The 15,329-nt window shown below is 74.1% G+C and carries 6 protein-coding genes and 1 pseudogene; 4 read left to right on the forward strand and 3 right to left on the reverse strand.

The genetic code is table 11. The features are described from left to right. Nucleotides 1-33 precede the first annotated feature (33 nt). Genes RE027_RS04670 through RE027_RS04685 form a run of 4 tightly spaced genes read left to right on the forward strand, consistent with a single transcriptional unit; the run spans nucleotide 34 to nucleotide 9,916 of the window. Complete coding sequence (locus RE027_RS04670; RefSeq protein ID WP_368807083.1) at nucleotides 34-2,223, forward strand: glycosyltransferase; 2,190 nt, start codon at nucleotides 34-36, stop codon at nucleotides 2,221-2,223. After that, the gene (locus tag RE027_RS04675) at nucleotides 2,220-3,512 is read left to right on the forward strand and encodes a nucleotide disphospho-sugar-binding domain-containing protein (protein WP_368807084.1); all 1,293 of its coding nucleotides are present in this window, start codon (nucleotides 2,220-2,222) and stop codon (nucleotides 3,510-3,512) included. The genes RE027_RS04670 and RE027_RS04675 overlap by 4 nt, the downstream gene beginning before the upstream one ends. Then, complete coding sequence (locus tag RE027_RS04680) at nucleotides 3,502-7,293, forward strand: DUF3376 domain-containing protein (protein WP_368807085.1); 3,792 nt, start codon at nucleotides 3,502-3,504, stop codon at nucleotides 7,291-7,293. The genes RE027_RS04675 and RE027_RS04680 overlap by 11 nt, the downstream gene beginning before the upstream one ends. A 10-nt stretch (nucleotides 7,294-7,303) precedes the next feature. Further along, nucleotides 7,304-9,916: a DEAD/DEAH box helicase gene (locus RE027_RS04685; protein ID WP_368807086.1), complete on the forward strand. Its 2,613-nt coding sequence runs from the start codon at nucleotides 7,304-7,306 to the stop codon at nucleotides 9,914-9,916. A 75-nt stretch (nucleotides 9,917-9,991) separates the two neighbouring features. On the opposite strand, the gene RE027_RS04690 is transcribed toward RE027_RS04685, so the two are convergent. From RE027_RS04690 to uvrB, 3 genes and pseudogenes are all read right to left on the reverse strand, one after another. After that, a complete protein-coding gene (locus RE027_RS04690) occupies nucleotides 9,992-11,323 on the reverse strand; it encodes a TerC family protein (protein ID WP_368807087.1) in 1,332 nt (443 codons plus the stop codon). Nucleotides 11,324-11,836: 513 nt separating this feature from the next. Then, nucleotides 11,837-12,826 (reverse strand): annotated as a pseudogene (locus tag RE027_RS04695) (TerC family protein); the annotation flags it as partial. Nucleotides 12,827-13,111: 285 nt separating this feature from the next. After that, on the reverse strand, nucleotides 13,112-15,232 hold the full coding sequence (gene uvrB, locus RE027_RS04700; RefSeq protein WP_368807088.1) for an excinuclease ABC subunit UvrB: 2,121 nt from the start codon (nucleotides 15,230-15,232) through the stop codon (nucleotides 13,112-13,114). Between the last annotated feature and the right edge of the window lie 97 nt (nucleotides 15,233-15,329).

The following is a 15,329-nucleotide window of genomic DNA, read 5'->3' on the forward strand; positions in this document are numbered from 1 at the left end:
CGGCGGAGGGCGCACCTCGGTTAGCGTGAGCACATGACATTCGTCGCGCCCTGCGCACCGGACACCACCGCGGGGCGCACCGGCACGCGCCCGGGGGCAGCCCTCGACGCCGTCCGGACCGCGCCCACGATCCTCGAGGGCATCCGCCGCACCGACCGGCTCGTCACGGCCGCCCGGGAGGAGCCCGACGAGGCCCTGCCGGTGCTGGCGCAGCAGATCCGCCGGGGCGAGGACCAGGTCGCCGTGCTCGCCGCCGTCCGCGCCCTGGCCGCCGTGCCCGGGCGCCGGGTGGACACGCTGCTCACCGCGCTGCTCGACGACGACGCCATGTGGGTGCGGGAGCACACGGCGTGGTCCCTCGCCGGGCGCCCCCCGGTCGCCCGCGCGGTGCTCCCCCTGGCCCATCTCGTGGTCTCCGGCGGGTTCCCTGGCATGCTGGCCCAGCGCACCCTGCAGGCGTGGGCCCGCACCGCCGCGGACGACGTGGGCGGAGCCCTCGTCCACACGCTCACCGGGACGTCCGATCCCGGCGCCCGGGCCCGTCTGGCCGAGACCCTCGGACTGGTCCCCGGGGCGGCTCCCACGGAGCAGCTCCGGGCGCTGGCCGGCGACCCCGGCGAGGGCCACGAGGTCCGCGGGGCCGCCCTGGAGTCCCTCGTGGAGCGGCACCGGGCGGATCCGGCGGGCGTTGCGCGCCCGGACGCCCTCGCCGCGGAATGCGCACGCGTGCCTGGACCGCTCGCCGCGGCGGCCCGTCTGGCGCTGGCGGAGCTGGCCGAGGGCCCCGCTGCTCCCCCGCCGGCCGGGGACGGCCTCACCGTGCTCCAGGCGTTCCTGCACGCGGAGATCGACCGGGACCTGACCTTCTCCGGGCGGGGGGACAACGGCGGGATCGCCACGCTGCTCGCCCAGCTCGGCGACGCCCTCGTCGGGCACCGCCCCCGGCGAGGCCACGGCGTCTCGCGGGTGGTGACCGTCTCCCGGGGCACGCACGACGACGCCCGGGCCGCGCTGCCCGGGCCGGCCGGGGCGGGGCACGTCTTCGGCACCGTGCCGTTCCAGGGCGCCCCCGTGCACCTGGCGGACGCCTGGCCGCGGCGGGTCGCCGCGGAGCGCGGGCTGCGGCGCGTGCTGCGCACGGCGGGACCCGTGGACGTCGTGCACCTGCGCATGGCCGACGTCGGGTCCATGGCCGCCGCGGCCGTGGCCGCGGGGCTCGGTGTCCCGTGGGTGCTGACCATGGCCCCGGACCCCCACGCGCTGGTCGCGGCCCGCGAGGCGGCCGGCGCCCTGACCCGGGAGGACTTCGGCGCCGCCGACGCCGTGGAGCACTTCTGGTTCCGGGTGCGCCTGCTCGCCGACCTCGCCGCCGGGGCCGAGCACGTGGTGCTGTTCCCCCGCCCGGACCTCGCCCGGGACGCCCGTGAGCTCCTGGGCCTCGACCCGGACGAGCCCGGCCGCTGCACGGTGGTGCCCGAGGGGATCGACCTGGGCTCGGTGGACCGGGCCGCCGCGCAGGCGCGGGAGGGCACCGGCCGGGCGCTCGAGGAGCTCGACGCCGTCCTCGCCGGCCTCCCGGCCGAGCGGCGCGGACTGCCGCTGCTCGCGACGGTGGGGCGCGTCCACCGGGTGAAGGGCACGGCCGTCCTGGTCGAGGCCTGGGCCGCCGACGAGGTGCTGCGCGAACGGTGCAACCTCCTCGTCGTCGGCGGGGACCTCACGGCCCCCTCGGCCGACGAGCGCGAGCAGCTGACCCGCATCGACGCCGCCGTGCCACGGGAGCAGGCCGCGGAGCGCGGCCTGCTCCTGGCCGGCCACCGCCCCCACGGCACGGTGGCCGTCTGGCTCGCCGCCGTGCGCCGGGGCCGGCCCGGGCTGAGCGCTCCCCGGGGCGCGTACGTGTGCGCCAGCGTGAAGGAGGAGTTCGGGGTCGCGCTCGTCGAGGCCCTGGCCAGCGGTCTGCCCGTCGTGGCTCCCGCGTCCGGCGGGCCCGCGACCTTCGTGCAGGACGGGGCGACCGGGGTCCTCGTCGACACCCGCGACGCCGCCGCGCTGGCCCGCGGTGCCGGCCGCGCCCTGGACCTCGCCGCCGCCCCCGGGGCCGGGCGCGCCGCCGCCGCCGCGCACGCCATGGTCCGCGACCGGTTCAGCGTCCAGAGCATGGCGGAGGCCCTCAGCACCGTCTACGACCTCGCCGCCGCCGACAGGAGCCCCTCCCCGTGACCCTGCTCGTGATCAGCCCCGACTACGCCTCCCACCTGCTCCCGCTGGCCACCCTCGCCACCGCCTGGCGCGACGCCGGGGAGCGGGTGGTCGTGGCCACCGGGCCGGCGACCGCTCCCCTCGCCCGGGACTTCGGCTACGACGTGGAGCTGCTCCCGCTGGGGCGCGGCTCCAACCCCGGGGTGATCCGGGCGGAGGAGCAGCCGACCGGGGAGGACTACGCCCTGCGCGGGTTCTTCGCCGCGACCCGGCGCGGGCCCGTGGAGACCCTGTGCTTCCAGGCCCGGGCCCGCCGCGACGACCTGCTGTGGGACCCGCTGGGCACGGCCCGGCGGGTCCAGACCGTGGTGGAGCGCGTGGGCCCGGACCAGGTGGTCGTCGACCACCTCGCGTTCAGCGCCCGCCTGGCGCTCACCGGCAGCGGCGTCCGGCACGCCGACGTGGTGCTCGGCCACCCCTCCGCCCTGACCGTGGCCGGCGAGGTGTACGGGCACCCCCCGGCCTGGCCCGGCCGGCTCCGCCCGGACCCCGCGGCCCTCGCGGCCCTGCACCGGCTGTGCTCCGCCGTGCGCGACGACTTCACGCAGCAGTGGAACGACGCGCTGCAGCAGCTCGCCCCCGGCGCCCCGGCGAGCGCGGACGCCTTCGCGGAGTCCGGCGACGACCTGCTGCTCAACTACCCGGGCGAGCTGCACGACCCGTCCCGGACACGCGCCCTGCCCGCGCACACGTTCCTGGGCTCCGCCGTGCGGGAGGAGGCGGAGGAGCCCGAGGTGGCCGCGTGGCTGGCCGCCTCGGACCGCCCGGTGGTGTACGTGAGCCTCGGCAGCTTCCTGTCCGTGCGCGCCGACGTGCTGGCCACCGTGGCCGAGGCCCTGCGCGGCCTGGACGTCCGGGTGGCCCTGGCCGCCGGAGCGACGCCGCCTGCGGCGCTGGGACCGCTCCCGGACTCCTGGTTGGTGCGCGCGACCCTGCCGCAGGTGACCCTGCTGCGCCGGGCGAGCGCGGCGATCTCCCACGGCGGCAACAACAGCGTCACCGAGGCGCTCACGGCCGGGGTGCCCCTGCTGCTGCTGCCGCTGTCGACCGACCAGTTCGCGGGAGCGGCGGCCCTCGAGGCGGCGGGGCTGGGCACCGTGCTGGATCCCAACGCCGCCACCGCGGCCGAGGTGCGGGAGGCCACGGCGGCGCTGCTCGAGCACGGGCGGCGTGAGCTGCTCGAGCAGCTGCGGCACCGGCTGACCCGCCGCCCCGGTCCCGAGCGCGCGTTCACGGCCCTTGTCGGCTGAGCGCGCCGGGACGGGCCCGGGCAGGGCTCCCGAGCGACCCGGGCCGCGCCTCACGGTCCTGCCCCCGGACCGGCGGCTGGCGGAGGCCACGGCGGGGCGGCCCCCGGCCTTCGGGCGCACCCTCCGCTTCGCCCTGGCCATGCGCGGCGGGGTCAGCCTGGCCGTGTGGATCGGCGGGACGGTCGCGGAGCTGGACCTGCTGCGCCGGATCCGCATCCACCGCGACCCGTCGGGCGAGCTGCACGCCTATCTCCTGCACCCGGCGGAGGCTCCCGGCCCCCGGGCCGCCGAGCGCGCCCGGGTGTACGCGGGACTGCTCGCGGACGCGGGCTACGACCGGGTGGAGTTCGACCTCCTCGCGGGGGCCAGCGCGGGCGGGCTCAACGGCGTGGTGCACGCCGTGGCCCAGCGCGCCGGCACGGGGATGGGCCCCCTGGGCCTGCTGTGGGAGGAGCACGCGGGGCTGGGCCGGCTGCTGCGTCCGCTGGGCACCCGGCCGGTCGACTCGCTGCTGCAGGGCGACGCCTACCTGTGGCCCCGCCTGCAGGAGCTCCTCCTCGCCGTGCACGCCGCCGCGGGGCACCACCCGGACCTGGTCGCCGAGCACGTCTCCGTGGACCTGTCCGCCACGGTGCTGGACAGCGACCCGTCGCCCCACAGCGGTGCCGCGGAGGGGCGGGGCGGGTTCCACTTCACGACCCCGGAACCGGGCAGTCCCGCACCCCGGCTGGGCAACGCCATCCCGGCCCGCCCCGGGGCGGACGGCGGGAGCGCCCCGGAGACGCCCGAGGAGGCCGCCTTCCGCGCCGCCTCCCTGGCCCGCCTCGCCTACGCCGCCCGTGCGACCTCGTCCTTCCCCGGCGCGTTCGAGCCCGCCTCCGTGTGGTCGGCGCCGACCGAGGGGCGGCTCGGGGGACATCCCCTCCCGGACCTGAGCCACGCGTTCTCCGCCCACCGCACCGCCGAGGAGCTGCCCTTCCGGGTGATCGACGGCGGCATCTTCGACAACGTCCCCATCGACCGGGCGGTGGCGGCGGCCGGCGCCCGCACGTCGCTGCGGCACGCCGACCGCTGCCTGCTCTACCTCGACCCGGACCCGCCCGCCCCGCAGGAGGTCCGCTCCGGCGACCTGGACCTGCCGCGCCTGGTGCGCACGCTCGGGGCCACGGTGTCCCGGCTGCGCCGGCGGGAGACGGGCGACGACGAGGTACTGGCCCTGTCCGACCGCCGGGACGCCCGGCTGCTCGCCGACGGGCGTCTGCACTCCCTCGCCGCGCTGGCCGGCGCCTGGGACCCGGTCTCCGTCGAGGAGCGGCGCCGCGCGTACGTGCGGTTCCGGGCCCGGGCGGACGCCGCCCGGCTGGGCCACCTGCTCACCCGGCCGGCCCAGTGGCAGCTGACCTCCACGCTCCCCCGGCGGGAGCAGGCCCGCGCCCGGCGCCCGACCGAGCTCGACCCGCTGCGGGCGCAGCTGGCGCAGCGCTACGGGGCCCTGTCCCGCGGGCCGCTGACGGACCCGGACGCCGCCGCGGTGCTCTGCGGGCCGCAGGCCCTCGCCGACGCCGCGTCCTGCGTGCTCACCTGGGTCCGGTTCCTGGAGTCCCTGGCACTCGGACCGGGGGCCGTGCCGGCCCCGCTGGCCGGCCTCGACCCGGCGCCCGCCCGGGCTCGCGCGTACCGGGTGCTGGCCGCGGCCGGCCACGCGCGGGACCGGCTGTTCGCGGCGGTGCTGGAGGCCTGCGAGGACCCGGCGGCCCCGGTGACGGCCGCGGTCCCCGCCTGGCTCGACGACCGGTCCCCCGTGCCCGGCGCCGGAGGGGAGGCCTGGCGCGAGCTCGACGCCGTGGTCGCCGAGCTGCGCGGGGTCCACACCGCCGTCGAGGCCCACCTGGGGACGGAGGACCGGGCCGCCCCGGCCCCCGGCCGGCGCGAGGGCCCCGAGGAGGCCTGGCGCACGACCTGGCGGGAGTCGCCGTGGTCCACCGTGCCCGGCACCGGGCCGGGGCCGGGCGCCGCGGACCTGCCCCCGCTGCTCGCGGCCGCCGGGATCCCCACGGCGGTCTCCGGGATCACCTACGGGGAGATCCGCGGGGACCGCGCGCCCGCCCGGCCCGTGGACCTCGGGACCCTGCCACGGTCCTGGGCGGAGCAGCGGCTGCAGCGCGCCCTCGACGCCACGGAGGCCCCCCGGGTCACCGACGCACGGCTGCGCGAGATCCTGGCGCCCGACACCGGCCGGCTCCCCGCGCAGGACAAGCTCGCCGGTGCCGGCCTGCTGAACTTCCGCGGCTTCCTCGCCGCCGAGTGGCGCGCCAACGACTGGTGGTGGGGCCGCCTGGACGCCGCGGCCGGTGCGGCGGCCTTCCTCCGTGGGCTGCCCGCCCGGCCCGACCGCGCTGCCCCGGCCGGGCCGGCGGAGGACGTCCCGGCGGGACCCGGCCCGGCGCGGGACGGATCGGCAGCACACGGGCGGGCAGAGCACGAGCAGACAGAGCCAGCGCCGGCGGCGAGCAACCCGGTGCAGGACGGACCGGTCGAGGACGGGACCGCGCCGGAGGCCGCTGCCGTGCTCCAGGAGAGCCTGCTGGCCGAACTCGGTGACGGGAACCGGCAGCACGCCCTCGCGGTGCTGGGCGCGGGCGGGGACCGTCTGGCCCGCCTGGCGCCGGGGTACCGGCTCTCCCTGGCCTCGCGCGGGCTGCGCGTGCTCGGCCGGGCGCTGGCCGGCACCCCGGACCTGCCCCGTGGGGTGTGGGAGCTGCTGCTGTTCGCGCTCCAGCCCGTCCTGGTGCTCGCGCCCCTCCTGCTCGCCCCCGTCCGCGCCGCCCTCGCGCTCGTGGTGGCCGCCGTGGGGCTCGCGCTGCTCCGGGCACCGGACTCCCTCGACGGCGCCGGAAGCGGAGGACTCGCCGCCGCCGCGGCGGCGGCGCTGCTGGCCCTCTCGCTGCTGCGCACGGCCCGCCGCACCCGCCGCCGCTGGTCGCGGGTGCTCGAGGCCGCCGCCGGCGCCCCGCCCGCGGCGTTCCCGGTCGCGGACACCGGCCCGGGCCCCGGCACCCTGCCGGACCCCGGCACCACCACGCACACCGGCTCCGTGCGGGACCCCGGCACCGTCCCGCAGACCCGCGCCGGCACCGGTTCCGGCTCGGTCTCCGACGCCCGCCCCGCCCCCGACCCCGGGACCCTCGCGCTCGTCCGCACGGCCCGGGACGCCGCCCGGCGCCGGGCGGGGGCCTGCGCCGCCGCGGCGGCCGCGCTGCTCCTCCCCGCGGCGGCCGCCGCCACGGGCGGGCACACCCCGCTCGCCGTCCTGCTCCTGGCGGGCGCGCTCGGCCTCGAGCGCTGCGCCGCCGCCGTGGCGCTGCGGGTGCCGGGCCGGGAGCCGGTGGACGAAGTGGTGCGCGCGGCCGTCGTCGTGCTCGCCGCCGTGGCCGCGTGGGCCCTCGCGGCCCTCGTCGCCGGTCCCCTGCCCGCCCCGGTCCCCGCCGGCGGCCCGGCGCTGCTCGTGCCGGCCGGCGTGCTGGCCGTGCTCGGAGCGCTCGCCCTCACGGGCTTCCTGCGGCCGGGCTGGGCCGTGCTCGTGACCGCCGCCGCGGCAGCGGCCGGGACCGGGGCGCTGTGGGTCGCCGGTTCGCTGACCGGCCACCACGGCGCGGGCCTCGCCGCGGCCGTGCTCGGCTGGGCCGCGGTGCTGTGGTGGTCGCCGCGGAACGGGATGCTGCGCGCCTGGGAGCCTGCGGACGAGCTGCTCCCGCCCGGGCCCGGGCGGGAGCGCGGATAAGCTGGGGACGATGAAACTCCTCGAAACCCTCTCCCCCGAGCTCGGCACCCCGGGCCACCCGTACTACCGCGGCGACTTCGCCTCCAACCCGCTGTCCGGGGACGAGGTCTACGAGGGGTTCCTCGGCTGGATCGCCTCGCGGGACATGGAGCTCTACCCGGCCCAGGACGAGGCCGTCCTGGAGTTCGCGAGCGGCTCCAACGTGATCCTCGCGACCCCGACCGGGTCGGGGAAGTCGACCGTGGCCGTCGCGGCGCACCTCGCCGGGCTCGCCGCCGGGCAGCGCTCGTACTACACCGCCCCGATCAAGGCGCTGGTCTCGGAGAAGTTCTTCTCGCTCGTGGAGATCTTCGGCGCGGAGAACGTCGGCATGGTCACCGGCGACTCCGCGGTCAACGCGGACGCCCCCATCGTGTGCTGCACCGCGGAGATCCTCGCCAACGTGGCCCTGCGCGAGGGCCGCGACGCCGACGTCGGCCCCGTGGTGATGGACGAGTTCCACTTCTACTCCGACCCGCAGCGCGGCTGGGCGTGGCAGGTGCCGCTGCTGGAGCTGCCGCAGGCGCAGTTCCTGCTGATGAGCGCCACCCTCGGGGACGTGTCCCGCTTCGAGGAGGGGATCACCGAGCTCACCGGGCGGCCGACGACGACGGTCTCCTCCGCCGAGCGGCCCATCCCGCTGCACCACTACTGGTCCGAGGACCCGATCCACGAGGCCCTCGAGGAGCTGCTGAGCACCAACCAGGCCCCCGTCTACGTGGTGCACTTCTCCCAGCTGCAGGCCATGGACCAGGCCCAGAACCTGATGTCCGTCAACGTGCTGTCCAAGGAGGAGAAGGAGCGGATCGGGGAGCTCATCGCCGGGTTCCGCTTCTCCGCGGGCTTCGGCAAGACCCTCAACCGCCTGGTCCGTCACGGCATCGGCGTCCACCACGCGGGGATGCTGCCCAAGTACCGCCGGCTGGTGGAGCAGCTCGCCCAGACGGGCCTGCTCAAGGTCATCTGCGGCACGGACACCCTCGGGGTGGGCATCAACGTGCCCATCCGCACCGTGGTCATCACGGCCCTGTCCAAGTTCGACGGCGAGCGCACCCGCCGGCTCAACGCCCGGGAGTTCCACCAGATCGCCGGGCGGGCGGGGCGCGCCGGCTACGACACCGCGGGCACCGTGGTGGTCCAGGCCCCCGAGCACGTCATCGAGAACAACAAGGCCATGAAGAAGGCCCACGCGAAGTTCGGCGACGACCAGAAGAAGCTGCGGCAGGTCGTGCGGAAGAAGCCGCCGCAGGGCTTCGTGTCCTGGGGCCAGCCGACCTTCGAGACGCTCGTGGCGTCGGAGCCGGAGCCGCTGACCTCCTCCTTCACCGTGACGCACTCGATGCTGCTCAACCTCCTGCAGCGGCCCGAGAACCCGGTGCTGGCCGCGTGGCACCTGCTGACCCACAACCACGAGACGCGGCAGCGCCAGCGCGCCCTCGTCCGGCAGGCGATCGGGATCCTCAAGGAGCTGCGCGCCGCCGGCGTCGTCGAGAAGCTGGACACCCCGGACGAGGAGGGCCGCACCTGGCGGCTGACCGTGGAGCTGCAGGAGAACTTCGCGCTCAACCAGCCGCTGTCCCCCTTCGCCCTGGCCGCCCTCACCCTGCTGGACCGCGAGTCCCCCGGCTACGCGCTCGACGTCGTCTCCGTCATCGAGGCCACCCTCGAGAAGCCGCGCCAGGTGCTCAACATGCAGGAGAAGAAGGCCCGCGGGGACGCCGTGGCGGCGATGAAGGCAGAGGGCCTGGACTACGAGCAGCGGATGAAGGAGCTCGAGGACGTCAGCTACGCCAAGCCCCTCGAGGAGCTGCTCACCCAGGCCTTCGAGACCTACCGCTCCGGCGCGCCGTGGGTCGCGCAGTTCGAGCTGACGCCGAAGTCGGTGGTCCGGGACATGTACGAACGGGCCATGACCTTCGGGGACTACGTGCAGTTCTACGGTCTCGCCCGCTCCGAGGGGATCCTGCTGCGCTACCTCTCCGACGCCTACAAGGCGCTGCGCCAGACGGTGCCGCACGAGCTGCTGCGGGAGGACCTCGAGGACCTCGTCGAGTGGCTGGGCGAGCTCATCCGGCAGACCGACAACTCGCTGCTGGACGAGTGGGAGAAGCTCGCCGCCGGCGAGGAGTCCCCCATGAGCACCTCGGCCGACTCCCTCGAGGAGCTCATCGACGAGCAGCCGCCGGCCATCACGTCCAACCCCCGGGCGTTCCGGGTCATGGTCCGCAACGCCCTGTTCCAGCGCGTGGAGCTCTTCGCGGACGAGAAGGACAAGGTGCTCGGGGCCCTGGACGGCGAGCACGGCTGGGACCGGGACCGGTGGGCGGACGCCATGGACGCGTACTTCCAGGAGCACGAGGACATCTACACGGACCCCCAGTCCCGGGGGCCCGGTCTCGTGCGCATCGACGAGCGGCCCGAGGGCCTGGACGGGTACTGGACGGTGGTGCAGGTCTTCGACGACCCGGACGGCCACCACGACTGGGGGATCAACGCCCGCATCGACCTGCGCGCCTCCGACGCGGACGGCTTCCCCGCCGTGGTCCTCGACAACGTGGGGCCGGTCACCGAGACGGGCCGCTGAACCGCCGCACCCGCCGACGACGGAGGCCCCCACCCGGTCGGGTGGGGGCCTCCGTCGTCGGCGGCGGGCTCCGCGTCAGGCGGAGTGTCCGGTGCTCCCGCCGCGCGGGGCGTCCGGCGTGGTGGTGCCGGCGGCGTCCTGCGTCTCGACGTGCTCGCCGCGGATCGCCTCGGCCTCGGGGGCCGGCACCACGTCCGGCTCCGGGCCCACCCCGGTGCGCTCGAACTCCCGGTGCTTGCCGCGGGCGCGGTCCAGCAGCTCGTGGAAGTGCTTCTCGGACTCGAGCAGCTCCTCGCGGTGCTTGTCGGAGATCTTCGGCATCTGCCGCTGGTACTTGGCGGCCTTGTCGGCGAGCTTCTGGCGCTCCTCGGGGGACGCGTCCTGGGGCAGAGTCACGTACTGCTCGGCGACGGTCTGCAGACCGTTGAGCACCCGCAGCGCACGGCCCTTGGGGCTGAAGAGCGAGGCGAGCACCGTGATCACGAGCACGCCCACGATCACGGTCAGCGAGAGGGCGATGCTGACCTCGACGACCTCCACGTGCTCACCGTTGTTGATGAACCCCAGGTTGTTCTCGTGCAGCGCGTGCAGGATGAGCTTGATGCCGATGAAGCCCAGGATGATCGCCAGGCCCCAGGAGAGGTAGATGAGGCGGTCCAGCAGCCCGTCGATGAGGAAGTAGAGCTGGCGCAGGCCCATGAGCGAGAACGCCACGGCGGTGAACACCAGGTAGGTCTGCTGGGTCAGGCCGAAGATTGCCGGGATCGAGTCGAGGGCGAACAGGACGTCCGTGCCGCCGATCGCGACCATGACCAGCAGCATCGGGGTCATCGCCCGCTTGCCGTTGTGCACCGTGAAGAGCTTGTCGCCGTCGTAGTGGTCGGTGGTGTGGATGAAGCGCTTGGCCAGGCGCACCACGAAGTTGTCCGCCTCGTCGTGCTTCGCGTCCGAGAGCTCGCCCTTGATCAGCGAGCCGGCCGTGAGCAGCAGGATCAGGCCGAAGAGGTAGAACACCCACGCGAACTGGTTGATCAGCCCGGCGCCCACGAAGATCAGGGCGGTGCGGGCCACGAGGGCGAAGGTGATGCCGAAGAGCAGCACCTTCTGCTGGTCCGCCCGCGGCACCTTGAAGGACGCCATGATGATGAGGAAGACGAAGAGGTTGTCCACGGACAGCGCCTTCTCGGTGATGTACCCGGCGTAGTACTCACCGGCGTAGCGACCACCCCACTCCACCAGGACGAACAGGCCGAAGAGGAGGGCGAGGCCCACGTAGATCGCCGACCAGATCGCGGCTTCCCTCAGCTGGGGCTCGTGCGCCTTGCGCACGTGGAACACGTAGTCGAAGAGGAGCAGGCCGACGATGGCCGCGATCGTGACGATCCAGACGGTGAGTGAGACTTCCATGATCCTGCTTTCGGGGTCGAGTACGGGACAGCCGTAAGTCTCTCCGCCGTACGCGCCGGACCGGTCCGGTCCGGCGCACTGGTTCGGCCGCTGCGTCCGGCCGGGTCCGGGGACCCGACGTGCTGACGTCCACAGCGCTGAGGGATACTCCCCTAGGCTGAGCACAGTCTATACGTGTGCTCTCTCACAGACGGCGAAGGCCCCGGCCCGCCGTGCGGCGGGCCGGGGCCGTGCCCGTCCGGACCCGTCGGCGACGGTGCCCTGGCGCTCAGCCGGCGGGGGCGCTCAGCGCTCGCCGTTGCCCTGCTCGGCGGGCGCCGGGTGCCGGCTCTCGGTGTGGTGCTCCTCGAAGCTCTTGCCCGTGTGCTCGTGGAGGTCGGGAAGCGTCACGGCGGAGCGCTCGGCGGCGCCGCGGGCCACGTGGTGCTTCTTCACGAGCTCGGCCTGCACGATCCGGATCTCCTGGGTGGGCGTGCCCTCCGGGATGCCCCGGTAGACCTCGATGGCCCGGTGCAGCTCGGCGACGGCGTGGGCGGAGCGACCCTTCGGGCTGAGCATCGACGCGGCCGTGGCGACGGCGATGATGGACACGATGACGCCGAGGGACACGAACGTGGGGATCTCCGGAGCCCACTCGATGTGCTCGCCGCCGTTGATGAAGGACAGCTCGTTCTCGTGCATGGCGTGCAGGATGAGCTTGACGCCGATGAACGCCAGGATCAGCGACAGGCCGTGCTTGAGGTAGATCAGCCGCTCCATGAGCCCGCCGAGCAGGAAGTAGAGCTGGCGCAGGCCCATGAGGGCGAAGATGTTGGCCGTGAAGACGATGAACGGGTCCTGGGTCAGGCCGAAGATCGCCGGGATGGAGTCGAAGGCGAACATCAGGTCGGTGAGACCGATCGTCACGAAGACCACGAGCATCGGCGTGAAGAGCTTCTTGCCGTTCACCAGGGTGCGCAGCTTGTTGCCGTCGTACTGGTCCGTCATGGGGACCACCGTGCGGAGCTTGCGGATGACGGCGTTCTCCCCCGCCTCGTCCTCCCCGTCGTCCTTCGCCTGGTGGTACGCGGTCCAGAGCAGGAAGACGCCGAAGATGTAGAAGACCCAGGAGAAGTTCGCGATGATCGTGGCACCCAGCAGGATGAAGATCCCGCGCAGGACCAGGGCGATGATGATGCCCACCATCAGCACCTCCTGCTGGTACTTCCGCGGCACCGCGAAGCGCGTCATGATCACGATGAACACGAACAGGTTGTCGATGCTGAGGCTGTACTCCGTGACCCAGCCGGCGATGAACTGGGTTCCCGGCTCCACGCCGGCGAAGACGAACATCAGGCCGCCGAAGACGAGTGCGAGGGCCACGTAGATGCCCACCCAGATGCCGGCCTCCTTCATGGAGGGTTCGTGCGGGCGCTTGGCGACCATGATCAGGTCGAAGAGGAGGATGCAGCCGAGGACGACGAAGGCGCCGATCTGGAACCACGCGGGCAGTTGTGTGTTCACGCGAGTACTTTCGCTTGGAGATGGGTGAGCCCGCGGGCCGGCGTCGTCCGAGGAGACGGGAGGACCGGGGCAGCACGATGAGCCGCAAGTCTCTCCACCGTCCGCGGTGGGCTCGGGGCCCGGATGCCGTGGTGCGGTCGCTGCGACCGGCCCGGCTCCGTTGCCCGGCGTGCTGACGATCGCAGCGCTGAGGGATACTCCCCTACGCGGGGTGGACTCTACCCGATCCTGGGAGGACGCCGGGAACGGAGCCCACGCCGGTGTCCGTTCCCGGCGGGGCCGGGCTCAGGCGTGCCCGGCCTGCTGCATCTGCCGCAGCTCCTTCTTGAGGTCGGAGAGCTCGTCGCGGATCCGCGCCGCCAGCTCGAACTGCAGCTCGGCGGCGGCGGCCTGCATCTGCTCGGTCATCTGCGCGATGAGGTCCACGAGGTCCTCGGCCGGGGCCGCGGCGATCCCGTCCTGGCGCAGCTTCTGCTCGGCGGACGCGGCGGCGTCCCGCCCGCCCTTCCGCCCGGTCGCCGCGGTCTTCTTGCCGGCCGCCGCCCGCTGGGCGAGCAGCTCGCGGGTGTCCTCTTCCTCGCGCTGGAGCTGGTCGGTGATGTCCGCGATCTTCTTGCGCAGGGGCTGCGGGTCGATCCCGTGCTCGGTGTTGTAGGCCACCTGGATCTCCCGGCGCCGGTTGGTCTCCTCGATCGCCGTGGCCATCGAGGCCGTGATCCGGTCGGCGTACATGTGCACCTGCCCGGAGACGTTGCGCGCGGCGCGCCCGATCGTCTGGATGAGGGAGGTCGTGGAGCGCAGGAAGCCCTCCTTGTCCGCGTCGAGGATCGCGACGAGGGAGACCTCGGGCAGGTCCAGGCCCTCGCGCAGCAGGTTGATGCCCACCAGGACGTCGAACGTGCCCATCCGCAGCTCGCGCAGCAGCTCCACGCGCCGCAGGGTGTCGACGTCGGAGTGCAGGTACTGCACCTTGACCCCGTGCTCCATCAGGTACTCGGTGAGGTCCTCGGCCATCCGCTTGGTCAGCGTGGTGACCAGCACGCGCTCGTCGCGCTCCACCCGCACGTTGATCTCGTCCAGCAGGTCGTCGATCTGCCCCTTGGTGGGTTTGACGACGACCTCGGGGTCCACCAGGCCCGTGGGGCGGATGATCTGCTCGACGTAGCCGTCCGCCTGGGACAGCTCGTACTTGCCCGGGGTGGCCGAGAGGTAGACGGTCTGGCCGATGCGCCCGAGGAACTCGTCCCACTTCAGCGGCCGGTTGTCCATCGCGGAGGGCAGCCGGAAGCCGTGCTCCACGAGGGTGCGTTTGCGGGACATGTCGCCCTCGTACATGCCGCCGATCTGGGGGATCGTCACGTGGGACTCGTCGACCACCAGCAGGAAGTCGTCCGGGAAGTAGTCGATCAGGCAGTGCGGCGCGGAGCCGCGCGGGCGGCCGTCGATGTGCAGCGAGTAGTTCTCGATGCCGTTGCAGTAGCCCATCTGCTCCATCATCTCGAGGTCGTACGTGGTGCGCATGCGCAGCCGCTGGGCCTCGACGAGCTTGTTCTGCGACTCCAGCTCCTGGAGCCGGCCGGCGAGCTCGTCCTCGATGGACTTCACGGCGGTGGCCATCCGGTCCGCGCCGGCCACGTAGTGGGAGGCCGGGAAGACGTACATCTCGGTCTCCTCCCGGATGATCTCCCCGGTCAGCGGGTGCAGGGTGTAGATGGACTCGATCTCGTCGCCGAAGAACTCGACGCGGACCGCGTGCTCCTCGTACATCGGGATGATCTCCACCGTGTCCCCGCGCACGCGGAAGGTGCCGCGGTGGAAGTCGACGTCGTTGCGCGCGTACTGCATGTGCACGAACCGGCGCAGCAGCTCGTCGCGGTCCATCTCCTGGCCCTGGCGCAGCGTCACCATCTGGGCGACGTACTCCTCGGGGGTGCCCAGGCCGTAGATGCAGGAGACGGTGGCGACCACGACGACGTCGCGCCGCGTCAGCAGGGCGTTCGTCGCGGAGTGGCGCAGCCGCTCGACCTCCTCGTTGATGGAGGAGTCCTTCTCGATGAAGGTGTCCGTCTGCGGGACGTAGGCCTCGGGCTGGTAGTAGTCGTAGTAGGAGACGAAGTACTCGACCGCGTTGTTGGGCAGCAGCTCGCGCAGCTCGTTGGCGAGCTGCGCGGCGAGCGTCTTGTTCTGCACCATCACGAGGGTGGGCCGCTGGACCCGCTCGATGAGCCACGCGGCGGTCGCCGACTTGCCGGTGCCCGTGGCGCCGAGCAGGACGACGTCCTTCTCGCCCGCCTCGACGCGCGTGGCGAGCTCCTCGATCGCCCGGGGCTGGTCGCCCGCGGGGACGTAGTCGGAGATGACCTCGAAGGGGGCGACGACACGGTTGATCTTCTGGGCCAGGCTCATGGGTCCAGGCTACGCGCCGCCCCGGACACGGGAACCTGGTTCCTCCGGAGGCGATCAGTCCGGTTCCCGGGACACCGTAGGCTTCCCTCACGGGCGC

The organism is Kocuria sabuli, assembly GCF_040981185.1.
GTDB classification, from domain to species: domain Bacteria; phylum Actinomycetota; class Actinomycetes; order Actinomycetales; family Micrococcaceae; genus Kocuria; species Kocuria sabuli.